We start from the raw sequence: 24964 nt of genomic DNA, 5'->3' as shown, positions 1-24964 counted from the left end.
TGCCTTCGAGCTCTCCCCCTCCTGGTACGTTGAAGCCCTGAACTACATCAAGGCCAACCACGGCGTCTCCGGCGACCCCGGTGTCATCGCCAACAACTACATCGACTACGCCATCAACGCCCTCGTCTGAATCCCTCGCGGATTCAACGATGCAACCGAGGATTCTCTCCTCGCTTGCCATCGGCGCAACGGAGGCCTCACGGCCTCCTTTTTCATGCGCCTGCCTGAATCTGCCTGGCTGACGCCGGCAGGCTCAGGCAGGGCCACCGGACACCGGTCCGGTTGTTCTTCCGGCAAAGGCAGGCCACCCGCCTGCCTTTGCGAACCCGACACACAGCGGCCATGGATGTCGCCGGATCCACCATCGACACACCCCTCTCAGACCCTGCCGCCACAGGCGGTGGCGCACCGATTTCGGAAGCGGAGGCCCTGCGGCGGCTCCGCCAGAGCGAAGACCAGTCGTTGCAGTATTACGCCGCCTGGTGGCTGGGTCGCATGCGCAGCCGCCACCCCGACGCCGTGCCCCTGTTGTGCGTGGCCCTGAGGCAGCGCCAGCCCCGCCAGCTGGACGCCGGGGTGGAGCACAATGCCGTCGCCCGCAACGCCGCCCGCGCCCTGGGCAAGCTCGGCTCTGCCGACGCCGTCACCGACCTGATCGAAGCGCTCGACGATGAGGACGACGGGCTGCGCGAAGCCGCAGCCCGGGCCCTCGGTGAGCTGGGAGCCACCGCCGCGGTGGAGACTCTCTGCCGACGGCTCGCCAGCGGTCCCGCCGTGGCCGGGGCCGTGCAGCCGGCCAGCAGTCGGCTGCAGGAACCCTGCGAAGCGCTGCTGGAAGCCCTTGGGTCGCTTGGGCAGGCCACGCCCACCGTGCTGGCGGTGATCGAGCCGTTCGTGGCGCATGAGCGGCCGTTGATCCGCAGCGCCGCCTGCCGCGCCCTGCTGCAGCTCACTGGCGACCATCGCTGGGGCGAGCAGCTGGTGGAACTGCTTGATCATCCCCAACTCCAGGTGCGGCGCGCCGCCTTGATGGATCTGGGAGCTGCCGGCTGGCGGCCTGCGCTGGAGCCGATTCGCCGCACCCTGGCCGAAAACAGCCTCAAGCTGATCGCTTTGCGCGGGCTGGCGGAAAACCTGCAGCCGCCCGCCGTGTCCGATCCCGCCACCACCGCTGTGCTGGCAGTGATGGACGACCTGCTCTGACCATGTCATCTGCTGATCCGAGCGTTCTGATTCGCAACCTCAAGGAGGCCGACAGCCCCGTCGGGCTGCTGCAGGCCACCCGCGCCCTGGCGACGGCCTGCCATCCAGAGGCTGCTGTCCATCTGGTGGAAGTGCTGGGCTTCAACAATCCCGGGGCAGCGGTGGCGGCGGTGGAGGGATTGGTCGCCCTCGGCACCGCTGCCGTGGAGCCCCTGCTGACCAACATCGACGGCTACAACTACGGCGCCAGGGCCTGGGCCGTGCGCGCCCTCTCCGGCATCGGTGATCCCCGCGGCCTGGCGGTGCTGGAGGAGGCCCTTGCTGAAGACATCGGGCCGAGCGTGCGGCGCGCGGCGGCCCGCGGGCTCGGCCAGCTGCGGTTGGAGAGCCTGCCGCAGGAGGAGCGCAGCGCCATCTGGCAGCGCTGTCTCACGGGGCTGCTGGCTGGAGCGGCCGATCCGGAATGGGTGGTGCGCTATGCCGTCGTGGTGAGCCTGGAGCAACTGCTGCCCCATCCTCTTGCGGCTGAACAGCGCGTGCGCGGGCTGGCGCAGCTGGAGGGACTGGCCGCGCCGGCTTCGGAAGACACCTTGGTGGTGCGTCTGCGCGCCAGGCTGGCGCTCGACAATCTGTCTGGCTGATGGCGATGGCTCCCACCCGTGTCCTGTTTGTCTGCCTCGGCAACATCTGCCGCTCCCCGGCGGCAGAAGGGGTGTTCCTCAGCCAACTGGAGCAGGCCGGGCTCTCGCACGCCTTTGCTGTGGATTCCGCCGGCACGGGCGGTTGGCATGTGGGCCATCCCGCCGATGCGCGCATGCGCGCCGCTGCCGAGCGGCGCGGCATCCTGCTCACCAGCCGGGCCCGCCAGCTCGAACGGGGCGATCTGGACCGGTTCGACCACATCCTCACGATGGATGAGGACAACCTGGCCGCCGTGCGTGCCCTGGCCGGCGACGGGAACCACAGAGCCACGGTCACCCCACTCACCACCTACTGCCGCCGCCACAGCGCCAGCCACGTGCCCGATCCCTATTACGGCGGGAGTCAGGGATTCGAGCAGGTGCTCGACCTTCTGGATGACGCCTGCGCCGGACTGTTGGCACACCTCGACGCCAGTGGCGGCGAGGGTGGCTCTGCCAGTGGAGGCGCCGCCGCCGGTGGACACGACCCAGGCGATGGAGCTGGAAACGGAGCCAGCGCGGCTTAGGCCGGATCCGGCCATGCCTCTTCCGGCACCCGCTCGCGAAACAGTTCGGTCAGCCGTTCGATCACCGCTTCGATCGCCATACCATCGGTGATCACCTCCACCGCATCCTCGGCCTGGAGCAGGGGCGCAACAGCCCGGGTCGAATCGAGCCGGTCGCGTTCGGCGATCTGCGCCTCCAGCTCCGCGCCTGCTGGTACAGCGAAGCCCCGCTCCGCCAGATCGAGCGCCCGGCGACGCGCCCGCTCCGCCACGGTGGCCGTGAGGAACACCTTCAGCTCGGCGTCCGGGAATACAGCTGTGCCGATGTCGCGGCCTTCGGCCACCAGGCCGCCGCGCTCCCCCATGCCCTGCTGCTGACGAGTGAGCGCCTCACGCACACAGGCATGGGCCGCCACCACGGACACCTGAGCGGTGACATCCGGACTGCGGATCGCCGTGGTGATATCGGTGCCGTTGATGGTGACGCACGGTTCGCCGCCGGGGCCGTTGTCGAGGCGAAGCTCCAGGGCCTCGAGCAGGGGAGCCACAGCCGCGGCATCGGCAGGATCGGCCCCCTGGCGCTGCACCCACCAGGTGACGGCGCGGTACATGGCGCCGGTGTCGAGATAGATCAGCCCCAGCCGCCGGGCGAAGGCGCGGGTCACTGTGCTCTTGCCGGCGCCAGCGGGGCCGTCGATGGCGACGATCGGGAGACGGGTCATCAGAACGGTGTGATCGATCAGGCGGCTGGGCCCGCAACGGACGGCCACGGCGAGCAGAGCCATGGCGCGGAGCTGGGTCACCGGCGCCAGGGTCTGGGGGACCACCAGCTCGGCGTACTCCACCGCAAGGGCGGCAGCCTCGAGACCTTGGCACACCGCCTGCTGCACCACGGCGGCGCTGCGTTCGCCTGCGGCCACCAGAGCCCGGCCGACTTCCAGCGCCCGGGGCAGGCCCGCAGCCTGCAGGCGTTGGGAAGGGGAGAGATAACGGTTGCGGGAGCTGCCGGCCACGCCATCGGCTTCACGCCAGGTGGGACAGCCGCGGACCTGCAGCGGCAGCCCGAGATCGGCCACCACCCGACGCAGCACCACCAGCTGTTGCCAGTCTTTTTCGCCGAGCCAGAGCTGCTCAGGGCGGATGAGACCCAGCAAACGGCAGACCACCGTGGCCACCCCTTCGAAGTGGCCCGGGCGGTGCCGGGCGCAGAGGCCGGCAAGCAAGGCCGGCGGCGGGCACACGCGGGTGAGGCCTGCGTCACCACCGGGGAAGAGCTCTTCGGCCGTGGGCACGAACAACGCCGTTGCTCCGGCCGCCTCAGCCAAAGCACGATCGGCCTCCAATGTGCGGGGGTACGACTGGAAGTCCTCGCCCGGGCCGAACTGGAGCGGGTTGACGAACAGGCTCACCAGCACGCGTGGCTGGTGGCGGCGGCCATCCGGCGCGGTCACCGGCTGGCCGGCCCGCCCGATCAGGCAGAGATGGCCGGGGTGAAGCGCCCCCATGGTGGGCACGAAGTGGAGGGGCACGTTCCGGGTGGAGGGGGTGCCGCACCAATGCTGCAGCTCCCGGCGAGTTCTCAGCAGGCGCACCGGCTCCACAAGCGAAAGGCCCCAACCGAGGGATTCTCGGATGGGGCCTATGCACCCCTCTGAAGGGGTGTTGAAGAGGAAGACCTACCGCAGGACTTCCAGGCGGACCGGGGCGAGGCCGCTGGCCACGAGGCCCAGGTGCTGGGCGGCTCCGTGGGCGAGGTCAATGACGCGGCCGCCGGTGAAGGGGCCACGGTCATTGATGCGCACCACGGCCGTGCGGCCGTTGTTGAGGTTGGTGACCCGCACCTTGGTGCCGAAGGGGAGGGTGCGATGGGCGGCCGTCATGGTGCCGGGGCGGAACACCTCGCCGTTGGCGGTGCGATTGCCGAAGAAGCCGGGGCCGTACCAGCTGGCTTTGCCGCTGCTCACGTTGACGACGCGCGGGGCGCGGGGAGCTGGGGCGACAGGGGCGGGAACAACCGGGCGCACTTCGGGTTCGGGAGCGACTTCGCTCTGCACTTCCCGGATGGCCACGTCAGTGCTGGTTTCGAGCTGGACCGTGGGCTGGCTCACCTGGGCCGAAGCCAGCAGGGGGGACTTGTGGGAAAGGGTCGAATCAGCCAGAGCCGGTACGGCGAGGCTGCTGCCGGAGAGCAGAAAGGCGATGGCGCCAAGGGAAAAGGAAGGTTGCATAACGCTCGGAACGCCCCTGGGTGAAAGAAATCGCCAATGAGAATTGGGAAATTTCTTTGGCTCTCCGCGCCAGGTAACGACCTGGAGCATCGAGCAGACGAGGGGAATTCCTGGGCAGAAGTAACGGCCCGGCAAAGTTAGGCTGTCTTTTCAGTGCAGTTCGGCCAGGAATACGCCGAAGAAAATGATCAGGAACAATCATCAAAGCCGACATCCCTGTCACTGTCTGCACTTCCTGACCACCACCACCCAGGCAATGATCAGCGAACCCGATCACCCCGATCAGCGCCGCTGATGGTTTCCTGTGCCAATCGACCCAGCGTCTACCGGAAATGGCGCCCGCCGGTCGCGAGCGGCACCGCATTCAGCGCAATCTGTCCCGCTGCATCGGAGGATCGGAGCGGAGATCGCCCGCCCTGAAGGACCTGAGCCATGGACTACCGCAGTGCAGGGGTGGATGTGGTCGCCGGTCGCGCCTTCGTTGAGCGCATCCGCAGCAGCGTGGATTCGACCCGCCGGCCTGAGGTAGTGGGGAACCTCGGCGGCTTTGGAGGGCTGTGCCGGCTGCCGGCCGGGCTGAAGAAGCCGCTTCTCGTCTCCGGCACCGATGGCGTGGGCACCAAGCTGGAACTGGCGCAGGCCCATGGCCGTCACCACGACGTGGGCATCGACCTGGTGGCCATGTGCGTGAACGACGTGGTCACCAGCGGCGCCGAGCCTCTGTTCTTTCTCGACTACATCGCCACCGGCAAGCTGAGTCCTGAGGCCATGGCGGCCGTGGTGGAAGGCATCGCCGACGGTTGCCGTCAGAGCGGCTGTGCCCTGCTGGGTGGGGAAACCGCCGAGATGCCCGGCTTCTACCCCAGCGGTCGCTACGACCTGGCGGGGTTCTGCGTGGCGGTCGTGGAAGAGGACGCACTCATCGATGGGCGGCAGGTCAGCGCTGGTGATCGCCTCATCGCCCTGGGCAGCAGTGGCGTCCACAGCAACGGTTTCAGCCTGGTGCGACGGGTATTGGAGGCGGCAGGGGCCAGCAGTGAAACGCGGCTGCCCGGCAGCGGCGCGCCGGTGATCGAGGCCCTGCTGACGCCCACCCAGCTGTATCCCGCCGCAGTGAAGGCCCTGCTGAGTGCCGGGGTACCGCTCCGGGCAATGGCCCACATCACCGGCGGCGGACTGCCTGAAAACCTGCCACGCGCCCTGCCGGCACACCTGCACGCAGTGATCGATCCCGCCAGCTGGGAGCGGCCTGCGCTGTTCTGCTGGTTGCAGGAACAGGGCAGCATCCCGGAAGAAGACCTCTGGAACACCTTCAACCTGGGGGTGGGATTCGTGCTGGTGGTACCGCCAGCGGCCCTGCCTGATGCGCTTGCCGTGTGCGCCGCCATCGGCCAGGCGGCCTGGCCATTGGGAGTAGTGGCAGAGGGCTCTGCAAGCAACCGTCCACTTGGGGGGTTGCCGTACTGACACCGCCTGCCAGAAATGACAAATTGGATTCGGCTTATCCGCGATCGGTCGTCGAGCAGGTGACACGATTCGCTTCACATGCTCCCCAGGCCTTCTGGAGCCAGCAGGAGCCACGTCTTCGTCGATAACTCTCTTTGTCCATGATTCCCAACCCCGGTCGCATCACCCGTCGCCGCAGCTCCGCTCCTCCTCTGGCTCCCGTGCCGCCTCGTCGCCACGGCGAAAGCTTCTCCCGACCCCCGATCCGCCCCACCTTTCTCACCCTGAGGGACTACGGCAAGGTGTATGTGGCGGATCTACCGCGCCTCTCGGATGGCCAGCTGGGCCACGTGCTCAAGGAAGCCCGCGACATCCTCGAGAGTCTCAACAACCGCCTGAAGGAACTTGAACTGCAGGCCTCGCTCAGCCCGCTGGAGCAGGAAACCGTGATCCGGGCCGGCACCAAACGGGATGTGACCGAGCGCTTCATTCAGGCCCTTACCGAAGAGCTCGAACAGCGCCGCAACAACCCCGCCCTGCGCGCCGCCGTGGGCGAATCCCTGGCCCGTACCTTCCTGGAGATGGCTCGCCATCGGCTGCCAGGTTCAACCTTCGATTCCCTCCTGCAGGAGGCGATGGCCGCCTGCGGCGGCGACGACGGCTCCGCTCTGGCTGAAGCGGACGACATCGCCGACGAGGACGAATCGGAGGAACGCTCCGCCCCGGTGCTGGTGCGCGTCACCCGGCCTGCCGCCATGCCGGTGGTGCTCACACCCGATGCCTCACCGGCGTAAGCCCCCAGGGGGCCTGTTCATCCATCGCCCGCCGTTCTGGAGCGCTTGGGTTCAGGCACTCTGAAAGGGATTGGCGGGCATGCGCCCCGGCAGGGCCAGTGCCAGCCGATCGAGCTCGCGGCGTTCAGCAGTTGTGAGCTGCCAGGCCAGCGCCGCTGCCGCGCCATCCACCTGCGCCGGCGTGCGCAGGCCGGGGATCGGCATGGCTCCGTGGGCGCGGCACCAGTTCAGCGCCACTTCTGCCACCTGGGCCCCACGGGCATGGGCCACCGCCCGCATCGCCTCGAGCAACGTGGTGATCCGTGGCCATAAGCGGCGGTACAGCACACCCCTCGGGCCGGCCGGCCAGCTCTCGCCAGCCCGGTGGCGATCGCTGAGCAGCCCCAGGGCGAGTGGGCTGTAGGCGATCAGCTCGACGCCGAGCTCGCGGCAACAGTCCGCCACGCCCCCCGGCGCCAGGGCCTCAGGTGCCAGCAGCGAGATCTGCACCTGCAGGCTCGCCAGCCGCACCCCCCGCTCGGCCAGGTGCCGGTGCACGCGGCGCAGGCGCTGCGGGCCCATGTTCGACACCCCAAGGCTGGTGGCAGCGCCGGCCAACACCCGATCCGCCAGTCCATCGAGCAGGGGCCCCTCCTGCCAGGGCGCGTAGCGGGCGGTGCTCCAGTGCAGTTGCACCCGGTCGAGCTTGCCTCGCAGGCGCTCGCTTGATGCATCGAAGGCACGCCCGAAACCGCCGCGGCCCAGCCGCCAGGGGAAGGGGGCCAGTTTGGTGGCCAGGCACAACGCCTCCCGCTCGCCAGGTGGCAGGGCCGCAGCGAAGCGGCCGAGCAGGGTTTCGCTGCGGCCCGTGAACCGGCCGGTGCCATAGGAGTCGGCGGTGTCGAAGAACCGGAAGCCCTGGGCCACCGCCCGCTGAAACGTGGCCTCCAGCTCGGCGTCGTGCCGCTCGGGCTGGTAGCCCCACAGAAACTGGTTGCCCCAGGCCCAGGTGCCCACGCCGATGGCTGGGACCGCCGCTGCCGGTGCAGCAGGCTCGAGGAAGGAACTCCGCTCCTGCATGGCTCCACGTTCTCCACGGGCTGGTGGCCATGATCGTGGTTCGTTGCTGTAGTGCGTCATGCAGCCAGGCGGCCGGTTGCCCGAGCCCAGCCCCGAGCCTCCCGTGGCCGTGGCTGATTCCACCCCTGCCGAACCGGTGCTGTGCCAGCACTGCGGGCGCACCGCCAGCAACGGGATCGCCTGCCAGGGGTCCTGCGTGGCCGATTCCGGCTACTGATCCACGCGTTGGCCGGCGCTTCTGCTCCGGCCGCTCCCCCGGATCAGCACAGACAATGGGGTTCATCCCGCCCCTGAGCCGTGCAAACTCCGTTGAACGTGGCGGGCCGATGGGCGGCCCGTCTCTCCTTGGCGTTACTCGCCGCCGCCCCGCTGGGCGGTTCCTTCCCTTCGGTCGTCCGAGCCGCTGAGCCGGGCGACGATTTCGGCCGGCTGCGCAAAGCACCCGACACCTGCCGCGCCAACCTGGCGGAGGCGCCGGCAGTGGCCTGCACGTCGATCCAGCTGGAACAACGCGCCCGTGGGTCGCTCAGCATCCGCTTCTTCCTGCCGGAAGCGGAGGCAGTGAGCCACCAGCTCACGTTTGCGGGGGTGTTGACGCCGGGCAGCCAGCCGCTGCAATGCCGTCAGGGCCGTTGCCGCCTGCAGGGGCCGATCGAAACGGAGATCGGCAGCATCAGCGAAAGCGGCTTCGACGGCCGTGGGCTGGCGACCAGCTTGCCGAAGGCCTGGCCGGTGCGGGGCCGCTGCAAGGTGGAGCAACTGCAACTGAGCTGCGAAGGCACATCCTTCAGCGGAGAGCGCTGGCAAGCGCAGGCCAGCTTCTGACGACGCTGCTACCGCACCAGTGACCTGCACCCTGCCGAATCCCCGGGCACCCACGCCTCATGGCGGGGCGAGGAGCTAACGGTTGACTGAATAAAGAGGCGGCACCCAGATTCGAACTGGGGGTAAAGGATTTGCAATCCTCTGCCTTACCACTTGGCCATGCCGCCGCATGGGGGAGCAAACTCCCTGGACCGGATCGTATCAGCCACGGCATGCCCTCCCGTCTGCTGGTCCTGAGCAACGGGCATGGGGAGGATCTGATCGCGCTCAAGGTGATCGAGGCCCTGCAGCAGCGGCAGCCGGGCCTGGGCGTGTGCGTTCTGCCCCTGGTGGGAGAAGGGCAGTGCTTTGCCGCGGCCGAAGCCGCCGGCGCCCTGCAGCGCATCGGCCCCCGCCAACGGCTGCCCAGCGGCGGCTTCAGCAACCAGAGTCTGTCCGGGCTGGTTCAGGACCTCGTCGCCGGCCTGCCCCAGCTCAGCTGGGGCCACCTTCAGACGGTGCGCCGCTGGGGGCGCACCCACCAGCCCCTGCTCGCTGTGGGAGACCTGCTCCCCCTGGCCCTGGCCTGGAGCAGCGGGGCACCGTTCGCCTTCATCGGCACCCCCAAGAGCGACTACACCTGGCGCAGCGGCCCGGGCCACAACGGCCTGGCCGATGGCTATCACCGCTGCAAAGGCAGCGAGTGGGATCCCTGGGAGTGGGCGCTGATGGGCTCGCGGCGCTGCCGGCTGGTGGCGGTCCGTGATGGGCTCACCGCCCGGGGGCTGCGCCGCCATGGGGTGCCGGCCCTGGCTCCGGGCAACCCGATGATGGATGGGCTGGCACCCACGGCCCTGCCGGCGGCTCTGGCCTCCAGCCGGCGGCTGGTGCTGCTGTGCGGCAGCCGTCTGCCGGAAGCGATCCGCAACTTCGAGCGGCTGCTTTCTGCCCTTCAGGGGCTGGCTGCAGAGCACGACACGCTGGTGTTCTGCCCGATCGGTGCCACCCCGGCGCCGGAGCAGCTCGGGCCAGCGCTGCGGGCGCATGGCTTCCAGCCTGTAGCCGTGCCCGGCGGCAGCGGCGCCGATCAGGCCTGGCGGCGGGGCGCGATGGTGCTGCTGCTGGGCCGGGGTTGCTTTCCACGCTGGGCGGGGTGGGGAGAGCTTGGCCTGGCCACGGCGGGCACGGCCACCGAACAATTTGTGGGGCTCGGCCTGCCAGCCCTGTCATTGCCGGGTCCTGGCCCGCAGTTCAAGCGGGCCTTCGCGCGCCGGCAGAGCCGGCTGCTGGGGGGAGCGGTGCAGGTGTGCGCCAGCCCCGGCGCATTGACCCGTCGCCTGAGGGAGCTGCTGCAGGATCCAGTCGGCATGCGCCGGCTGGGCCAGATCGGCCGGCGCCGCATGGGCAGCGCCGGCGGCAGCGAGCGACTGGCGGCCCTGCTCGAACGCCAGCTGCTGGCAGGGGGCCGGGGCTGAGGCGAGGATGGGGTCAACTCCCTACGCACCCCCCTGATGCCAGTTCCGCCCAATCGGGCCTATGCGGTGGCCACCGGCAACCTGGCCACCCTGCTGGGCATCAGCATCTCCTCCGCCCGGCGGCGGGTGGATCTGCAGGCGGCACGGGAGGAGGTGCGTGATGCCGCCGGCAGAGTGGTGATCGCCAAGCGACTGATCGAGGCGGCGCGTGCCGATGCCCTCAGCCAGGGCCGGCTGCTGGATGAGCTGCTGGTGGCCAAGCCTTCGGAATCCAATTTCCTCGACGAGGACTGAACGTCACCGGCGCTGGGCGGATAGGGCTTCAGCGACCTTGGTCGTGGGGCGCCTCAACGGCTTTGTGCGGGCAGCCCTTCATCGGCCCTGGGCGTGCGAACCCTCAGCGACCCTGGGCCGAATGCTCGAACACGGAGCCGAAGCGGCTGCGGTCGAGGTCGGCGAACACCGGGATGCAGGCAAAGCAACGCTGCGCCAGCTCGAGGCGCTCTTCGCGCTCCAGGATCGCGCTCAGGCGGCGGTAGGCGGGCAGCAGGTAGCGGGCATCGTTGGCCGCATAGGCCAGCTGGGCCTCATCGAGCTCCTCCACCCGTCCCCAGTCGCTGCTCTGGGCCTGCTTGTCGAGCTCCACACCCACCAGCTCCTGCACCACCTCCTTGAGGCCATGGCGGGAGCTGTAGGTGCGGGCCAGGCGGCTGGCCACCTTGGTGCAGAACAGCGGCGCCACAGCGATGCCGAGCCCTTCCCCCAGGGCCGCCACATCGAAGCGGGCGAAATGGAACACCTTCTCGATCGTGGGGCTTTCCATCAGCTGCTGCAGACGCGGCGCCGCCTTCTGGCCGCGGGCGATACGGATGCAGCAGACGTTGTCCTCGTCGTCGGCGATCTGTACCAGACAGAGGCGGTCACGGCCGTGCACCAGCCCCATGGCTTCGGTATCCACCGCCAGAGCGGGCGCGGCGGCATACAGCCCCAGCCATTCCTCGTCGAGGTCGCCATCGAAGACGGCGAAGCGGGCGGGTGCGGAGGCGGAGGAACCCATCGAAGGCGAAGCGACGGTCGTCATCGTCGCCCGCCGGGGGACTGGGAGAGAATGGCCGCCACACACGGCCCGCTCCCCATGCCCCCTGCCCTGGGCTCCACCCTGCTGCTCACCGTTCTGCTGGCGATCGGGCTGGTGTTCTTCCTGCGGGCCGCCAGCAAGGACCGCACCACGGTGGTGGAGGTGCACTCGCCCCGCCCGCCGGTGGAGGTGCTGGAGGGCCTGAGCCAGTGGTTGCTGCAGCGCGGCTGGCGCACCGACAGCGGCGATGCCGAGCGGCGGGTGCTTCGCTTCCAGGGCACCGTGGCCGCCAGCACCAATCTGGCGCTGCTGCTGTCCCTGCTGGCGGCGGTGGGGGGGGCCTGCCTCGGCCTGGTGCTGCGTCAGCTGTTGCCGGTGCTGGGCGGCTGGCCACTGCTGCTGGTGGCGGCAGGCCCACTGGCGGGGGTGGTCTACCGGCGGCGGGCCAACCGGCAGGAGCAGGTCGAGTTGCGTCTGATCAGCGGCGATGAGGCCTCCGGCAGCAGCCTGCAGCTGCGGGCCCACCGCGATGAACTGATCGCCCTGGAACTGGAGATGGGCCCCCGCCTGCAGCTGGCCAGCGACGGTGCCCTGCTCAGCTCCCCGATCTGATCCCCATGCACTGCCTAGCCCCGACGCGCTGGCCCGGATCGCTGCTGCCCCGGTTCGGCCTGCTGGCGCTGGTGATCACCACCACGCTGCCGGTGCCGGCGGCCCTGGCCGGCCATGATCCTCTCACCGGTCCCCGCACCCGGCTCAGCAAAGACTGGGTGGGCACCCGCACGCTCGCCCCCGGCACGCCGGTCCTGGTGCTGGCGGGCCACGCCGACTCCCAGGGCATCGCCGGCGCCGGCACACCGGGTGAGGCCGTGGCCCTGTTCGGGGCGGCCCCGATGCAGGCGGAGATCCGCGACGAGCTCTTCTGGAACCTGGCGGTAGCCCAGGAGGTGGCACGGCTCGGCCAGCAGCGTGGTCTGGCGATCGGCTTCTACGACCCCCCGCTCCGCACGATCGTCAACGGCGACGATCCCCGCACCAACTGGAGTGTGGGCCGCGAGCACGTGCGCCGCGGCGGCTATGCGGTCGAGATCCACTTCGATGCCTACGGCCCCGATGGATTCGGCTCCGGCCTGATCCCGCCGTTGCAGCAGCCACTCAGCCGCCTCGACGAAGCACTGGCCGGTGCCTTCGGCGGGTTTCCGGCCCGCTTCCGCCAGGGGCTGGGGGCGCCCCGGCGCGGCATCGCCATCCTTGAGATCGGCAAGCTGGAAGGGCCCCTGGAAGCCGCGCTGCGCGACCCCTACCGGCGCCAGGCCACTCTGGAGGCCATCGCCGCCCGGGTGGTGCAGGCCATCGAGGCGGGTCTCACGCCCAGTCCTGGCGGGCCCGGGACGGCTCCGCTCAGTCCACAGCCTGTCGGGGTCGGCAGCGTTCCTCCAGCGATGGATCGCTGAGCCACTCCTGCGGGCGGGTGAACAGCTCGGTGAGCAGCGCTTCGCGGCTGCCGGGCTCCGGCACATACCCGTATTCCCAGCGCACCAGCGGCGGCAGCGACATCAGGATCGACTCGGTGCGGCCGTTGGTTTGCAGGCCGAAGATCGTGCCGCGGTCGAACACCAGGTTGAACTCCACGTAGCGCCCGCGCCGGTAGAGCTGGAACTGCCGCTCTCGCTCGCCGTAGGGAAGGCCATTGCGCTTCTCCACGATCGGGATGAAGCTGGGCAGGAAGGCATTGCCGCAGGCTCCGGCCAGGCGGAACAGCTGCTCCCAGCCGTGGCTGCAGGGCCCCAGGGCCTTGCTGACGGCAGCGGCAGGGCCGGCTGGATCCTGCCCCTTGTAGAGGATGCCGCCCGGATCCTGGTAGTCGTAGAAGATGCCGCCGATGCCGCGGGTCTCGCCTCGGTGCTTCAGGTGGAAGTATTCGTCGCACCACGGTTTGAACACCGTGTAATAGGCCGGGTCGACGCTGTCGCAAGCGGCCTTGAGCGTGCCGTGGAAATGGCGCGCGTCCTCCAGGAACGGGTAGTAGGGGGTGAGGTCGGCGCCGCCGCCGAACCACCACACAGGGCCGGCCTCGAAATAGCGGTAGTTGAGGTGGACGGTGGGAACGTAGGGGTTGCGGGGGTGGAGCACCATTGAGGTGCCGGTGGCAAACCAGTGCTGCCCCTTGGCCTCGGGCCGCTGGTTGAGGATTGACGGGGGAAGGTTGTCACCCTCCACCTCGGAGAAGTTCACACCGCCCTGCTCGAACACACGGCCCTCGCGCATCACCCGCGAGCGACCTCCCCCGCCTTCGGGGCGCTCCCAGCTTTCCTCCTTGAAGGTTCCCTCGCCGTCCAGGGCTTGCAGTCCCGCGCAGATTCTGTCCTGCAGGCCCATCAGCAACTGTCTGGCGCGCTGGCGTGAATCCGCGGGGGGTGCCGTCGCCGTGCCCTCTGGCCCGGGGGCCGTCGCTGTGCCCGCTGGGCCGGGGGACTGGGTTCCCACCGGCTCCGGCCCGCCCTGCCTGGCCACTCCCTGCTCCGCCACCAATCCCTTCGCCGCAAACGGCGCCCGATACCTGAACACCATTCCAGCCTGTCGCCCCGCCAGACAAGCCTTCGAGAGGGTCTGTCATGGGAGCGGCGCCTAAGATCACCCTCTTTGCCCAGTCAGCCGGATGGCCACCGCCGATCAGGCACGCGAAGCCCTTCAGGCCCTCTGCGACGCGGGCACCGGCCGCAGCCTGCTGGAACTGGCCTGGATCAGCCAGGTGCGCACCCAGGACAACCGCGCCCTGTTCCGACTCGCCCTTCCCGGCTACGCCACCAGCCAGCGGGAGCAGATCGCCAGCGCAGCGAGGGCAGCCCTGCTGGCGCTTGATGGCATCGACGACGTCCAGATCGAGCTGGCCCAGCCCGCCTCCAGCGCGGGGCACGGCCATGGCCATGGCGCCTCGGCGGCCCCGGGGCAGCTGCCCGAGCGCCAGGGCATCCCCGGGGTGAAGCGGGTGATCGCCGTCAGCAGCGGCAAGGGCGGTGTCGGCAAGAGCACGGTGGCCGTCAACCTGGCCTGCGCCCTGGCCGCCAGCGGCCTGAAGGTGGGCCTGCTGGACGCCGACATCTACGGCCCCAATGCCCCCACCATGCTGGGCGTGGCCGACCGCACCCCTGAGGTGAGCGGCAGCGGCGACCAGCAGGTGCTCACACCCATCGACACCTGCGGCATCGGCCTGGTGTCGATGGGCTTGCTGATCCAGGAGAACCAGCCGGTGGTGTGGCGTGGACCGATGCTCAACGGCATCATCCGCCAGTTTCTGTATCAGGTGAACTGGGGCGAACGCGACGTGCTGGTGGTCGACCTGCCACCCGGCACCGGCGACGCCCAGCTCACCCTCGCCCAGGCCGTGCCCATGGCCGGCGTGGTGATCGTCACCACACCCCAGAAGGTGTCGCTGCAGGATGCGCGCCGCGGCCTGGCGATGTTCCTGCAGATGGGGGTGAAGGTGCTGGGCGTGGTGGAGAACATGAGTGTGTTCATTCCTCCCGACAGGCCGGAGGCCCGCTACGCGATCTTCGGCAGCGGTGGCGGCGCCGCCCTGGCCGCCGAAGCCGAGGTGCCCCTGCTGGCGGAACTTCCCCTGGAGATGAGCGTGATGGAGGCCGGTGATCAGGGGTTGCCGGTGGTGGTGGCCCGGCCGGATTCCGCCATGGGCCAGGCCTTCCGCGCCCTGGCGCACAGCCTCTCCAGCCCGAGCCTGACCCCGGCCTGAGCGTGATGGGCTTGCCCAAAGGGCGGCAGAGCATGTTCTCGGCGCGGCGGCCCCAACGGCGATCGCCGTTTCACGAGATCGATCTGGTGCTGTGGGGCATCCCCCTGGCCATGACCTTCCTGGCCGGCATCCTGATCGCCAGCACCCAGCGCCAGGCCGAATTCGCCGACTGGTATCAGCACTGGATCACCGGAGGGGTGGGCCTGGTGCTGGCGGCCCTGCTGTCTCGGGTGCCGCTGGAGCGGCTCAGGGCGCTGCTGCTGCCCATCTACGGCCTCACCGTGGTGAGCCTCATCAGCGTGCGATTGATAGGCACCTACGCCCTCGGGGCGCAGCGCTGGATCAACATCGGCGGCTTTCACGTGCAGCCTTCGGAGTTCGCCAAGCTCGGCGCGATCCTGCTGCTCGCCGGTGTGCTGTCGCGCTACCCGATCGAGCGACCGGTGGATCTGATCAGGCCCACCGGGGTGTTCCTGATTCCCTGGACCCTGGTGTTCCTGGAACCCAACCTGGGCACCTCTTTGGTGTTCGCCGCCGTTCTGCTGGTGATGATGTTCTGGGCCGGCATGCCGCTGGGCTGGGTGGTGCTGCTGCTGTCACCGCTGGTGGCAGCGATTCTGGCGGGCACACTCCCACCGGCGCTTGTGATCTGGCTGCCGCTCATGGGCCTGATCGCCTATCGCTCGCTGCCGTGGCGCTGGACCGGCGTGGCGATCACCCTGGCGGTGCAGGGGCTGTTTGCGGCCATCACCCCTTACCTCTGGATGCATGGGCTGAAGGCCTACCAACGCGACCGGCTGGTGCTGTTTCTCGATCCATCCAAGGATCCCCTCGGTGGGGGGTACCACCTGCTTCAGAGCAAGATCGGCATCGGCTCCGGCGGGCTCTGGGGCACCGGCCTGATGCACGGTCAGCTGACCAAACTGCGTTTCATCCCCGAGCAGCACACGGATTTCATCTTCAGCGCCCTCGGCGAGGAGCTCGGTTTCGTGGGTGCGATGCTGCTGCTGCTCGGCTTCGGTGTGCTGATGTGGCGCCTGCTGCAGATCGCCGGCAAGGCCCGCACCGATTTCGAGTCGTTGGTGGTGATCGGCGTGGGCGCCATGGTTCTGTTCCAGGTGGTGGTGAACATCAACATGACCATCGGGCTGGGGCCGGTCACCGGCATCCCCCTTCCTTGGATGAGCTACGGGCGTTCCTCCCTGCTGGTGAACTTCCTGGCGCTGGGGCTTTGCGCCTCGGTGAACCGCCACAGCCGCCACCAGCAGAGCCACTGGTGACCTCCCCGAGCCTGGCGCAGATCAGGCAGAGGCTGGCCGAAGGGGTGCCGCCCGGGCGCGCCGACGAGGACGGCATGCGCCGGCAATGGTGGGCGGCCCTGGCCACCTTGCAGAACGACTTCCTGCCCGCGCTCCAGCCGCTTCGCGGCGTCTGGCTGGCCTCGCCCCTGCCGGCTCTCTACGAGCCAGCGTTCCTGCGACAGCTGCAGGGATGGGTGTGGACCCCGGCGGCGGTGGGGTCGTTGCTGCAGCCGCCGGTTGCACTGCTTCCGGATCCGCGCGGCGCCGTCCCGCCGGCGGCGGAAGGGAAGGCCGCCGCCTTCGAACGCCTGATCTTGCGGGACGACGACGGCACCGATCCGCTGTTGTTGCTGATCACCCCCGACCTGCAGGTGGCCATGGCCCTGGAGGGGGAGCCCCCGCGCCGCCGCTTTGTGCTGCGCTTCGATCCCGCCACCCTCTCGGCCGCCCTGCAACTGGTGGACCAGCGGCTTCAGGACACGGCTCCGCAGGCGGGTCTGCAATTGCGCAGCGCTCTGCAGCGGCTGGGCCAGCTGCGCAGCGACGAGGGCATGGCCTTGCGCTTCTGGCCGCGGCTGGGGGAACAGCTGGCCGCCATGGCGCCGAGTGTCACGCTTCAGCCGCTGGTGGCCACGGGAGCCGGCAACGATCACCAGGCCGAACGCTCCAGCGAGCTGGCCCTGCTGGAAGCCCTCACCCATGAGGTGCGCACGCCCCTGGCCACGATCCGCACCCTGATCCGCTCCCTACTGCGCCGCCGCGACCTGCCCGCCGTGGTGGAGCAGCGGCTGCAGCAGATCGACAGCGAATGCAGCGAACAGATCGATCGCTTCGGTCTGATCTTCCATGCCGCCGAGCTGCAGCGTCAGCCGCGGCAGCAGCAACAGCTCGCCCGCACCGATCTGGCGGCCCTGCTGCACCAGCTGGCAGGGCTCTGGCAGCGGCAGCTGGAACGGCGCGGCCTGACGCTGCAGCTTGAGGTGGCCGAGGCGATGCCGCCGGTGCTCAGCGATCCGAGCCGCCTGGAAACGATGCTGGGCGGCCTGATCGACCGGTTCAGCCGCAGCCTGCCGGGGGGCACCACCGTGCGGATCCGCCTGCAACCGGCGGGATCACGGCTGAAATTGCAGCTGAGCTGCGATGAAGCCGGCGGCGGCCGTGAGCCTGACGGAGACAAGTCCGGGGGGCGGGGATCCACCGCCACCGTCGGACCGGTGCTGCGCTGGGATCCGCTCACCGGCAGCCTGCAGCTCAGCCGGCAGGCCACTCAGGACCTCTTCCGCAGCCTGGGGGGCCGGTTGACCGAACGCTCCGGCAGCGGCCTGACCGTGTTCTTTCCCCTCGCCAACCAGGGGGCGACCGCGCCTCCGCCACGCGAACCCGCCTGACTTTGTTGACGGGTGTGAAGACCAGGCGCCGAGAGACGGTCTGGCTGAAATGACAGTGCTAGCTTCCAGCCGAAATGGTCGGCGGACGGCTTCTGAGCACCCCTCAGACCCCTGCAGACTCCCCTCCCCCCACAGCCATGACAGCAACGGCGCTGAGCGGTCAACTTCCCAAGTACATCGGCAGCACCGGCGGTCTGCTCAACTCGGCTGAAACTGAGGAGAAGTACGCGATCACCTGGACCAGCTCCAAATCCCAGCCCTTCGAGCTGCCCACAGGTGGTGCCGCCGAGATGAACGAAGGGGAGAACATCATGTATTTCGCCCGCAAGGAACAGTGCCTCGCCCTCGGTACGCAGCTGCGCACCAAGTTCAAACCCAGAATCGAGGATTACAAGGTTTACCGTATCTTCCCTGGCGGTGACACCGAGTATCTGCACCCGAAAGATGGTGTGTTTCCCGAGAAGGTCAACGAAGGCCGCCCAATGGTGAACCACAACGCCCGCCGCATCGGCCAGAACCCCGACCCTTCCTCGATCAAGTTCTCGGGCCGCAACACCTTCGACAGCTGAAGCTCTGACCTGCGCTGAATCCCTCGCGCAAACAACACTTAGAAAGGCGGGGCCGGTGGCCCCGTTTTTTTTGCCCGGCCGTAGGCCCGATGCCCTTTCCCGATCGCGACGCCTTTCTCGCTCAGGCCAGCTCAGGCCGCACCTTCATCCCCCTGTGGGACCGCTGGCCAGCCGACCTCGAAACGCCTCTCACCACCTGGTTGAAGGTGGGCACCACAAGCAGCCATGGGGTGCTGCTGGAGTCGGTTGAGGGCGGCGAGCGGGTGGGGCGGTGGAGCTTCGTTGCCACCGACCCCCTCTGGACGCTCACGGTGCGTGGTGCCAGCGCCGAGCGCCTCTGGCGTGATGGGCGCTGCGAGCCGCTGGAAGGCAACCCCTTCGAGCTGTTGCGCGACGGCCTGGCCGGCCTCCATACCAGCCCGATCCCCGGCCTGCCGCCGGTGGGGCAGCTGTTCGGCTTCTGGGGCTACGAGCTGATTCGCTGGATCGAGCCCAGCGTGCCGGTGCATCCCTGCGATCCGCATGGCCCGCCCGATGGCTGCTGGATGCTGGCCGACAGCCTGCTGGTGTTCGACCAGGTGAAGCGGCAGATCACGGCTGTGGCCTACGCCGACCTGAGCCAGGGGGGCGATCCCGAGCAGGCCTACACGGCGGCAGTGGTGCGCATCTCGGCGCTGGAAGCCCGCATGCATGCTCCGCTGCCCAGCAGCGTCCTACCGCTGCGCTGGGAATCGGAGCCCACCAGGACGCTCCCCACCACCAGCAACCGCAGCCGGGAGGATTTCGAGTCCGCCGTGCGGGCCTCCCGCGAGCACATCGCCGCCGGCGACGTGTTCCAGCTGGTGCTCAGCCAGCGGCTGGAAACCCGCATGCACCGCGATCCGTTCGACATCTACAGAAGCCTGCGGATGGTGAACCCCTCCCCTTACATGGCCTTCTTCAACTTCGGCGGCTGGCACCTGATCGGCTCGAGCCCCGAGGTGATGGTGAAGGCCGAGCCGATGGCGGCAGGGGTGAAGGCCTCGCTGCGGCCGATCGCCGGCACGCGCCCCCGCGGCGCCGATGAAAGCGAAGACCAGCAGCTCGAGCGCGACCTGCTGGCCGATCCCAAGGAGCGGGCCGAGCATGTGATGCTCGTGGATCTCGGCCGCAACGACCTGGGCCGGGTCTGCGCACCCGGCAGCGTCAAGGTCACGGAGCTGATGGTGATTGAGCGCTATTCCCACGTGATGCACATCGTCAGCCAGGTGGAGGGCGTGCTCGCCGCCGGCAAGGACATCTGGGACCTGCTCAAGGCCTCCTTCCCCGCCGGCACCGTGAGTGGCGCCCCGAAGATCAGGGCGATGCAGCTGATTCATGCCCTTGAACCCGATGCCCGAGGCCCGTACTCCGGCGTCTACGGCGCCATGGACCTGAGCGGTGCGCTCAACACCGCGATCACGATCCGCACGATGGTGGTGCTGCCCCACCCGGACGGCGGCTGGCGGGTGCAGGTGCAGGCGGGAGCCGGCCTGGTGGCGGATTCCCAGCCCGCCAGTGAGTACGAGGAAACCTTGAACAAGGCGCGCGGCCTGCTCAAGGCGCTGGCCTGCCTCGGCGAGGAACGGCCATGAGCGCCTCCCTGCTGACCAAGGGGTTCGAGGTGGAACTGTTCACCGGCCGCTCCGACGGCCGTGTGGTGGGGGTGGCGGCTGAGGCCGCCGCGGCCCTCAGCGGCTTCGTGACCGAACCGGATCACCGCAATCTCGAATACATCACCGAACCGGACGCCGATTACGCCCGCCAGCTGGCGCTGCTGCTGGAGCCCCGCCGACGGCTGCGGCACTGGCTGCAGGACCGCGGCCTCACCCTGCTGCCGGGCAGCACCTTGAGCCTGGGGGACAGCCGGCGCTTCGAGCGCTCCGACCCCAGCAACCCGTACCACGGCTTCATCGCCTCGGCCTACGGCACCCGGGTGGTGACCGCGAGCGTGCACATCAACCTGGGCCTCACGGCGATGGATCCCCTGTTCGCCGCCTGCCGGCTGCTGCGCTGCGAGGCGGCGCTGCTGCTGGCCCTGAGTGCGAGCAGCCCCTTCCTCGATGGCGTCGCCACCGGCGCCCATTCGCAGCGATGGCTGCAGTTTCCGCTCACCCCCGAGCAGGTGCCCCTGTTTCTCGATCACGGGCACTACATCCGATGGATGGAAGAGCAGCTGGCGGCGGGAACGATGCGCAACATCCGCCACCTCTGGACCTCCGTGCGGCCCAACGGCGACGACCGTCCCCACAGGCTCAACCGGGTGGAGATCCGGATCTGTGATCTGATCAGCGATCCCCGGCTGCTGCTGGCGATCACCGCCTTCGCCGAGCTGCGCCTGTGGCAGCTGCTCGACGACCCCGACGCCCACGACCCCCTGCTCGCCAGCCGTCTCAGCCCTGACTCCCTGGCGGAGCTGGCCGATGCCAACGATCAGGCCGCCGCGCGCCGGAGCCTCGACAGTGAGTTGCGCGACTGGCGCAGCGGCGAAACGATCACGGCTCGCGCCTGGCTGCGGCGGGAGATCGATGCGCTGTGGCCCCTGGCCGAACGCAGCGGCCTCGCCCCCTGGCTGCTGCCGCTGGAGGCGGTGCTGCGGGACGGCAACCAGGCGATCCGCTGGCTGGCGCTGCACCGGCAGGGCGAATCGATCGAGGCGATCCTCAGCCGCGAGGTGGTCTGGATGGAAGAGCAGGAACGCACGTGGGATCCGGCACCGCTCAACACAGAAGCCCTGCACCCTTTGGGATGATCATGGGAGCGTCCTCTGCTGGCTCCGTCCTCATGCGGCAGTCCCTGTCCGCCCCTGCACCCATGCGCGAAGACGGCGTCATGGAGGCCGGCCTGGCGCAGCCTGCCCCGCGGGTCACCCGGCTGCTCGGTGAGCGGCTGGAGCTGGTGGAAGACCTCTGGAAAACCGTGCTGCGCAGCGAGTGCCCGCCCGAGCAGGCGGAACGGCTGCTGCGCATGAAGGATCTCAGCGATCCCGCCAACGCCCTGACGGCCAGCGCCACCAGCGCAGCGATCGTGCAGCTGATCAGGGACATGGACCTGGCGGAGGCGATCGCCGCGGCCCGCGCCTTTTCTCTCTACTTCCAGCTGGTCAACATCCTCGAGCAGCACATCGAGGAAGACAGCTACCTGGCCAGCCTCCAGGAGGGCACCACCAACCCCATCCCCGATCCGTTCGCGCCGCCGCTCGCCAGCCAGACCGATCCGGCCACCTTCCGCGAGCTGTTCACCCGCCTGCGGGGGCTGAACGTGCCCCCTGCCCAGCTGGAAAACCTGCTGCGCGAACTGGACATCCGCCTGGTGTTCACTGCCCACCCCACCGAGATCGTGCGCCACACCGTGCGGCACAAGCAGCGGCGGGTGGCGAGCCTGATCCACCGGCTGCAGGTGAACAGCCCCAGCGATCTGCACGACGAGCGCAGCCTCAGGCTGCAGCTGGAGGAGGAGATCCGGCTGTGGTGGCGCACCGATGAGCTGCACCAGTTCAAGCCGTCGGTGCTCGACGAAGTCGACTACGCCCTGCATTACTTCCAGCAGGTGCTGTTCGACGCCATGCCGCTGCTGCGCCAGCGCATCCACAGTGCCCTGGGCTGCAGCTACCCGGATGTGGAGCCCCCCCGCGACGCCTTCTGCACCTTCGGCTCCTGGGTGGGAGCTGATCGCGACGGCAACCCCTCGGTCACGCCGGACATCACCTGGCGCACTGCCTGCTATCAGCGGCAGCTGATGATCGAGCGCTACATCAGCGCCGTCCAGGACCTGCGCGATCAACTCAGCATCTCGATGCAGTGGAGCCAGGTGAGCGCTCCGCTGCTGGAATCCCTGGAGATGGATCGGCTGCGCTTCCCCGAGATCTACGACGAACGGGCTGCCCGCTACCGGCTGGAACCCTACCGGCTGAAGCTGAGCTACACCCTGGAGCGGTTGCGCCTCACCCACCGCCGCAACCAGCAGTTGGCGGAGGCGGGCTGGGAGGCTCCCTGCGATGCCGGCTCCTTCCCGCCGGCTCTCACCATCGGCACCGGGCCGATCGCCAGCGCCCCGCAAGACCTCCACTACGCCTCCGTGGATGAATTGCGCACCGATCTGGAGCTCCTGCGCGACAGCCTCGAAACCACCGGGCTGAGCTGTGAGCCGCTGCGCAAGCTGCTGAGCCAGGTGCACATCTTCGGCTTCAGCCTCGCCACCCTCGACATCCGCCAGGAGAGCACCCGCCATAGCGATGCCCTCGACGAACTGAGCCGCTACCTCCAGCTGCCGGTGCCCTACGGCGAGATGGCCGAGAACGAGCGCGTCGCCTGGTTGCTGCAGGAGCTGCAGACGCGGCGGCCGCTGCTGCCCGCCGCCGCCGGCTGGAGCCCGGCCACGGCCGAAACCTTCGCGGTGTTCCGCATGCTTGAGCGGCTGCAGCGGGAGTTCGGCACGCGCATCTGCCGCAGCTACGTGATCTCGATGTCGCACACGGCCTCCGATCTGCTGGAGGTGCTGCTGCTCGCCAAGGAGGCCGGGCTGGTCGATCCCAAGGCGGTGCGCACCTCGCTGCTGGTGGTGCCCCTGTTCGAAACGGTCGAAGACCTCCAGCACGCCCCGGCCGTGATGGAGCGGCTGTTCAGCGAACCCTTCTACCTGCAGCTGCTCGCCAGCAATGGCGAAGCCGACAGGGCCCTGCAGGAAGTGATGCTCGGCTACTCCGACAGCAACAAGGATTCCGGCTTTCTCTCCAGCAACTGGGAGATCCACAAGGCCCAGATCGGCCTGCAGCGGCTGGCGCTGCAGCACGGGGTGGCGCTGCGCATCTTCCATGGCCGCGGCGGCTCGGTGGGACGCGGCGGCGGCCCCGCCTACCAGGCGATCCTGGCCCAGCCGAGCGGCACTATGAATGGCCGCATCAAGATCACCGAGCAGGGCGAGGTGCTCGCCTCGAAGTATTCCCTGCCCGAGCTGGCGCTCTACAACCTCGAGACGATGACCACCGCCGTGCTGCAAAACAGCCTGGTGAGCAGCAGCCTCGATGACACCCCCGCCTGGAACGAGCTGATGGGCCGCCTCGGTGCCCGCTCCCGTCAGCACTACCGCAAGCTGGTGCACGAAAACCCCGACCTCGTGGAGTTCTTCCAGCAGGTCACCCCGATCGAGGAGATCAGCAAGCTGCAGATCTCCAGCCGGCCGGCCCGCCGCAAGAGCGGCGCCAAGGACCTGTCCAGCCTGCGGGCCATCCCGTGGGTGTTCGGCTGGACCCAGAGCCGCTTCCTGCTGCCGAGCTGGTTCGGTGTGGGGGCGGCGCTGCAGGAGGAGCTGGAGCACGACCCCGACCAGCTGGAGCTGCTGAAGCTGCTCTACCAGCGCTGGCCCTTTTTCCGGATGCTGATCTCCAAGGTGGAGATGACCCTCTCCAAGGTGGATCTCGATCTGGCCCATCACTACGTGCAGGCTCTGGGCCGGCCCAGCCACCGCGACGCCTTCGAGTGCATCTTCGAGGTGATCGCCGCCGAGTTCACGCTCACCCGGGATCTGGTGCTGAAGATCTCCGGACACACCCGCCTGCTGGATGGTGATCCGGCCCTGCAGCTTTCGGTCGACCTGCGCAACCGCACGATCATTCCGCTGGGCTTCCTGCAGGTGGCCCTGCTGCGCCGTCTGCGCGACCAGCACCGCCAGCCGCCGATGAGTGAAGTGGCCAGCGATGCCGCCACCGATGGGCGCACCTACAGCCGCAGTGAGCTGCTGCGCGGCGCCCTGCTCACGATCAATGGCATCGCCGCCGGCATGCGCAACACGGGTTGAACGCTGCTTGATCCCGTTTCGCAACCAACCGGCCGTGCCGCGTCTCCCTGATGGGTACGTCCTGGAGAGTGAGCCCTCCCCCCACCCCAGTGAGCTGAACCTCCTGCTGATGGCCTGCGGAGAACCGCAGCGCAGTGAGGCCAAGCTGGCGCAGGTGCTCCTGCGCAGCGCCTGGCAGCTGAGCGTGCGCAACCCCGCCGGCGAGCTGGTGGGCTTCGTGCGCGCCACCAGCGATCAGGCGCTGAACGCGAACCTCTGGGACCTGGCAGCCACCCCCGGCGACGAACAGCAGCAAGCGGTGCTGACCGTGCTGGTGCATGCCGCCCTCTCCCGCCTGCGCCGTGAGCTCAGCGGTTGCAGCATCTCGGTGGCGGCCCCACCGGAGGCCTTGCCAGCCTTGCGCCGCTATGGGTTTCTGGTGGATCCCGGTGGCATCCGCGCCATGGGTCTGGGCCTCAAGACGGAGGTGGAGGCGCCGGCCCCCGCCGGCGACGGGGCATCATCGCGGCCAATGGCCGAGTGACACCCGCCACTGGTGTGGGGGAGGGTCGCCTTGTGGCGGCACCGGTTTGGTGGACATCCGCTTTGTGACGACACCGGCTTCTGGCTTCCGTCAGAACCCGTGGAGTGCCATGCCGGAGGCCTGTTACACCAGTGGGCACCAATCCCGGCGCTCATCGGCAGGGAGTCCTGCCTGCAGACCTTGGAGAGATGTCAGTGAATGAATGAAGCGAGCATGGAGGGATTCGAACCCCCGACCCTCAGAACCGGAATCTGATGCTCTATCCAGCTGAGCTACATGCCCGTGTACGGCGCTGTGGGCCGGATCACGTGGGTGAACAGGCAAAACCTGTTGACCTTGATGGGA

The 24964-nt window shown here is 68.9% G+C and carries 23 protein-coding genes, 2 tRNA genes and 2 pseudogenes; 20 read left to right on the top strand and 7 right to left on the bottom strand.

Annotated elements, in window-relative coordinates; genetic code table 11:
• From KQ303_RS09345 to KQ303_RS09330, 4 genes and pseudogenes are all read left to right on the top strand, one after another.
• Positions 1–130: pseudogene (locus KQ303_RS09345) on the top strand (phycocyanin subunit alpha); the annotation flags it as partial.
• Positions 131–342: 212 nt separating this feature from the next.
• Complete coding sequence (locus tag KQ303_RS09340; RefSeq protein WP_259730055.1) at positions 343–1203, top strand: HEAT repeat domain-containing protein; 861 nt, start codon at positions 343–345, stop codon at positions 1201–1203.
• Between the two features lie 2 nt (positions 1204–1205).
• On the top strand, positions 1206–1844 hold the full coding sequence (locus KQ303_RS09335) for a HEAT repeat domain-containing protein (RefSeq protein WP_094514128.1): 639 nt from the start codon (positions 1206–1208) through the stop codon (positions 1842–1844).
• 5 nt (positions 1845–1849) lie between these two features.
• Positions 1850–2311 (top strand): annotated as a pseudogene (locus KQ303_RS09330) (low molecular weight protein-tyrosine-phosphatase); the annotation flags it as partial.
• A 95-nt stretch (positions 2312–2406) separates the two neighbouring features.
• On the opposite strand, the gene KQ303_RS09325 reads toward KQ303_RS09330, so the two are convergent.
• Entirely contained in the window at positions 2407–3981 is a 1575-nt protein-coding gene (locus tag KQ303_RS09325) for a bifunctional pantoate--beta-alanine ligase/(d)CMP kinase (RefSeq protein WP_259730054.1), read from the bottom strand.
• An 84-nt stretch (positions 3982–4065) separates the two neighbouring features.
• A complete protein-coding gene (locus KQ303_RS09320; protein WP_094514131.1) occupies positions 4066–4617 on the bottom strand; it encodes a septal ring lytic transglycosylase RlpA family protein in 552 nt (183 codons plus the stop codon).
• A 432-nt stretch (positions 4618–5049) separates the two neighbouring features.
• On the opposite strand from KQ303_RS09320, the gene purM reads away from it, so the two are divergent.
• Together purM and KQ303_RS09310 are read left to right on the top strand one after the other, a co-directional pair.
• Positions 5050–6084 carry a phosphoribosylformylglycinamidine cyclo-ligase gene (purM, locus tag KQ303_RS09315; protein ID WP_259730053.1) on the top strand — a complete coding sequence of 345 codons (1035 nt, stop codon included), beginning with the start codon at positions 5050–5052 and terminating at the stop codon, positions 6082–6084.
• A 140-nt stretch (positions 6085–6224) separates the two neighbouring features.
• Complete coding sequence (locus KQ303_RS09310; RefSeq protein ID WP_094514137.1) at positions 6225–6857, top strand: hypothetical protein; 633 nt, start codon at positions 6225–6227, stop codon at positions 6855–6857.
• Between the two features lie 51 nt (positions 6858–6908).
• On the opposite strand, the gene KQ303_RS09305 is transcribed toward KQ303_RS09310, so the two are convergent.
• Entirely contained in the window at positions 6909–7916 is a 1008-nt protein-coding gene (locus KQ303_RS09305) for an aldo/keto reductase (protein WP_259730052.1), read from the bottom strand.
• Positions 7917–7974: 58 nt separating this feature from the next.
• Here KQ303_RS09305 and KQ303_RS09300 point away from each other — a divergent pair, with 58 nt between their 5' ends.
• Positions 7975–8133, top strand: coding sequence for a hypothetical protein (locus KQ303_RS09300; RefSeq protein WP_158217486.1), 159 nt, complete (start codon positions 7975–7977; stop codon positions 8131–8133).
• Positions 8134–8213: 80 nt separating this feature from the next.
• Positions 8214–8741: a hypothetical protein gene (locus KQ303_RS09295; RefSeq protein WP_144037039.1), complete on the top strand. Its 528-nt coding sequence runs from the start codon at positions 8214–8216 to the stop codon at positions 8739–8741.
• Positions 8742–8837: 96 nt separating this feature from the next.
• Here the strand turns inward: KQ303_RS09295 and KQ303_RS09290 are convergent.
• Positions 8838–8908 (bottom strand) — tRNA-Cys (locus KQ303_RS09290).
• Between the two features lie 45 nt (positions 8909–8953).
• Between KQ303_RS09290 and KQ303_RS09285 the strand changes: the two genes are divergently transcribed.
• Entirely contained in the window at positions 8954–10195 is a 1242-nt protein-coding gene (locus tag KQ303_RS09285) for a lipid-A-disaccharide synthase-related protein (RefSeq protein ID WP_259730051.1), read from the top strand.
• Between the two features lie 36 nt (positions 10196–10231).
• Positions 10232–10489 (top strand): hypothetical protein, encoded by a 258-nt coding sequence (locus tag KQ303_RS09280; RefSeq protein WP_259730050.1) that lies wholly within the window; start codon positions 10232–10234, stop codon positions 10487–10489.
• Between the two features lie 103 nt (positions 10490–10592).
• On the opposite strand, the gene KQ303_RS09275 is transcribed toward KQ303_RS09280, so the two are convergent.
• The gene (locus KQ303_RS09275; RefSeq protein WP_259730049.1) at positions 10593–11276 is read right to left on the bottom strand and encodes a ribonuclease D; all 684 of its coding nucleotides are present in this window, start codon (positions 11274–11276) and stop codon (positions 10593–10595) included.
• A gap of 54 nt (positions 11277–11330) precedes the next feature.
• Between KQ303_RS09275 and KQ303_RS09270 the strand changes: the two genes are divergently transcribed.
• Together KQ303_RS09270 and KQ303_RS09265 are read left to right on the top strand one after the other, a co-directional pair.
• On the top strand, positions 11331–11885 hold the full coding sequence (locus KQ303_RS09270; protein WP_094514160.1) for a cofactor assembly of complex C subunit B: 555 nt from the start codon (positions 11331–11333) through the stop codon (positions 11883–11885).
• 5 nt (positions 11886–11890) lie between these two features.
• The gene (locus KQ303_RS09265) at positions 11891–12727 is read left to right on the top strand and encodes a dehydrogenase (protein WP_259730048.1); all 837 of its coding nucleotides are present in this window, start codon (positions 11891–11893) and stop codon (positions 12725–12727) included.
• Here KQ303_RS09265 and hemF read toward each other — a convergent pair.
• Positions 12675–13760 carry an oxygen-dependent coproporphyrinogen oxidase gene (hemF, locus tag KQ303_RS09260; RefSeq protein ID WP_259730061.1) on the bottom strand — a complete coding sequence of 362 codons (1086 nt, stop codon included), beginning with the start codon at positions 13758–13760 and terminating at the stop codon, positions 12675–12677. The genes KQ303_RS09265 and hemF overlap by 53 nt on opposite strands.
• A gap of 172 nt (positions 13761–13932) precedes the next feature.
• Between hemF and KQ303_RS09255 the strand changes: the two genes are divergently transcribed.
• The 8 genes from KQ303_RS09255 to KQ303_RS09220 all read left to right on the top strand — a co-directional run bounded on the left by KQ303_RS09255 (position 13933) and on the right by KQ303_RS09220 (position 24619).
• Entirely contained in the window at positions 13933–15024 is a 1092-nt protein-coding gene (locus tag KQ303_RS09255) for an Mrp/NBP35 family ATP-binding protein (protein ID WP_259730047.1), read from the top strand.
• Positions 15025–15029: 5 nt separating this feature from the next.
• Positions 15030–16304, top strand: a complete 1275-nt coding sequence (gene rodA / locus KQ303_RS09250; RefSeq protein ID WP_399233349.1) for a rod shape-determining protein RodA — start codon at positions 15030–15032, stop codon at positions 16302–16304.
• Positions 16301–17713, top strand: coding sequence for a sensor histidine kinase (locus KQ303_RS09245; RefSeq protein ID WP_399233346.1), 1413 nt, complete (start codon positions 16301–16303; stop codon positions 17711–17713). The genes rodA and KQ303_RS09245 overlap by 4 nt, the downstream gene beginning before the upstream one ends.
• Before the next feature lie 137 nt (positions 17714–17850).
• Positions 17851–18282 (top strand): photosystem I reaction center subunit II PsaD, encoded by a 432-nt coding sequence (locus tag KQ303_RS09240; protein WP_094514174.1) that lies wholly within the window; start codon positions 17851–17853, stop codon positions 18280–18282.
• A gap of 89 nt (positions 18283–18371) precedes the next feature.
• Positions 18372–19895 carry an anthranilate synthase component I family protein gene (locus tag KQ303_RS09235; RefSeq protein WP_259730046.1) on the top strand — a complete coding sequence of 508 codons (1524 nt, stop codon included), beginning with the start codon at positions 18372–18374 and terminating at the stop codon, positions 19893–19895.
• Complete coding sequence (gene gshA / locus KQ303_RS09230; protein WP_259730045.1) at positions 19892–21052, top strand: glutamate--cysteine ligase; 1161 nt, start codon at positions 19892–19894, stop codon at positions 21050–21052. Before KQ303_RS09235 ends, gshA begins: the two co-directional genes overlap by 4 nt.
• Positions 21049–24096, top strand: a complete 3048-nt coding sequence (ppc, locus tag KQ303_RS09225; protein WP_399233341.1) for a phosphoenolpyruvate carboxylase — start codon at positions 21049–21051, stop codon at positions 24094–24096. Before gshA ends, ppc begins: the two co-directional genes overlap by 4 nt.
• A complete protein-coding gene (locus KQ303_RS09220; RefSeq protein ID WP_399233338.1) occupies positions 24062–24619 on the top strand; it encodes an N-acetyltransferase in 558 nt (185 codons plus the stop codon). Before ppc ends, KQ303_RS09220 begins: the two co-directional genes overlap by 35 nt.
• A 208-nt stretch (positions 24620–24827) precedes the next feature.
• Here the strand turns inward: KQ303_RS09220 and KQ303_RS09215 are convergent.
• Positions 24828–24901: transfer RNA gene (locus KQ303_RS09215), tRNA-Arg, on the bottom strand.
• Positions 24902–24964: the final 63 nt, after the last annotated feature.

Origin of the sequence: Synechococcus sp. CS-1333, from assembly GCF_025128015.1 — a bacterium.
Lineage (GTDB): Bacteria > Cyanobacteriota > Cyanobacteriia > PCC-6307 > Cyanobiaceae > MW101C3.
Note: the sequence above shows the minus strand (reverse complement) of the source record. Positions and strands in the feature narration are given on the sequence as shown.

Bases quoted from the DNA above. Each gene is read 5' to 3' on its own strand.
- KQ303_RS09340 (WP_259730055.1), top strand. From the start codon at position 343: ATGGATGTCGCCGGATCCACCATCGACACACCCCTCTCAGACCCTGCC.
- KQ303_RS09335 (WP_094514128.1), top strand. From the start codon at position 1,206: ATGTCATCTGCTGATCCGAGCGTTCTGATTCGCAACCTCAAGGAGGCC.
- KQ303_RS09320 (WP_094514131.1), bottom strand. From the start codon at position 4,617: ATGCAACCTTCCTTTTCCCTTGGCGCCATCGCCTTTCTGCTCTCCGGC.
- purM (WP_259730053.1), top strand. From the start codon at position 5,050: ATGGACTACCGCAGTGCAGGGGTGGATGTGGTCGCCGGTCGCGCCTTC.
- KQ303_RS09310 (WP_094514137.1), top strand. From the start codon at position 6,225: ATGATTCCCAACCCCGGTCGCATCACCCGTCGCCGCAGCTCCGCTCCT.
- KQ303_RS09305 (WP_259730052.1), bottom strand. From the start codon at position 7,916: ATGCAGGAGCGGAGTTCCTTCCTCGAGCCTGCTGCACCGGCAGCGGCG.
- KQ303_RS09300 (WP_158217486.1), top strand. From the start codon at position 7,975: ATGCAGCCAGGCGGCCGGTTGCCCGAGCCCAGCCCCGAGCCTCCCGTG.
- KQ303_RS09285 (WP_259730051.1), top strand. From the start codon at position 8,954: ATGCCCTCCCGTCTGCTGGTCCTGAGCAACGGGCATGGGGAGGATCTG.
- KQ303_RS09280 (WP_259730050.1), top strand. From the start codon at position 10,232: ATGCCAGTTCCGCCCAATCGGGCCTATGCGGTGGCCACCGGCAACCTG.
- KQ303_RS09275 (WP_259730049.1), bottom strand. From the start codon at position 11,276: ATGACGACCGTCGCTTCGCCTTCGATGGGTTCCTCCGCCTCCGCACCC.
- KQ303_RS09270 (WP_094514160.1), top strand. From the start codon at position 11,331: ATGCCCCCTGCCCTGGGCTCCACCCTGCTGCTCACCGTTCTGCTGGCG.
- KQ303_RS09265 (WP_259730048.1), top strand. From the start codon at position 11,891: ATGCACTGCCTAGCCCCGACGCGCTGGCCCGGATCGCTGCTGCCCCGG.
- KQ303_RS09255 (WP_259730047.1), top strand. From the start codon at position 13,933: ATGGCCACCGCCGATCAGGCACGCGAAGCCCTTCAGGCCCTCTGCGAC.
- rodA (WP_399233349.1), top strand. From the start codon at position 15,030: ATGGGCTTGCCCAAAGGGCGGCAGAGCATGTTCTCGGCGCGGCGGCCC.
- KQ303_RS09240 (WP_094514174.1), top strand. From the start codon at position 17,851: ATGACAGCAACGGCGCTGAGCGGTCAACTTCCCAAGTACATCGGCAGC.
- KQ303_RS09235 (WP_259730046.1), top strand. From the start codon at position 18,372: ATGCCCTTTCCCGATCGCGACGCCTTTCTCGCTCAGGCCAGCTCAGGC.
- gshA (WP_259730045.1), top strand. From the start codon at position 19,892: ATGAGCGCCTCCCTGCTGACCAAGGGGTTCGAGGTGGAACTGTTCACC.
- ppc (WP_399233341.1), top strand. From the start codon at position 21,049: ATGATCATGGGAGCGTCCTCTGCTGGCTCCGTCCTCATGCGGCAGTCC.
- KQ303_RS09220 (WP_399233338.1), top strand. From the start codon at position 24,062: ATGGCATCGCCGCCGGCATGCGCAACACGGGTTGAACGCTGCTTGATC.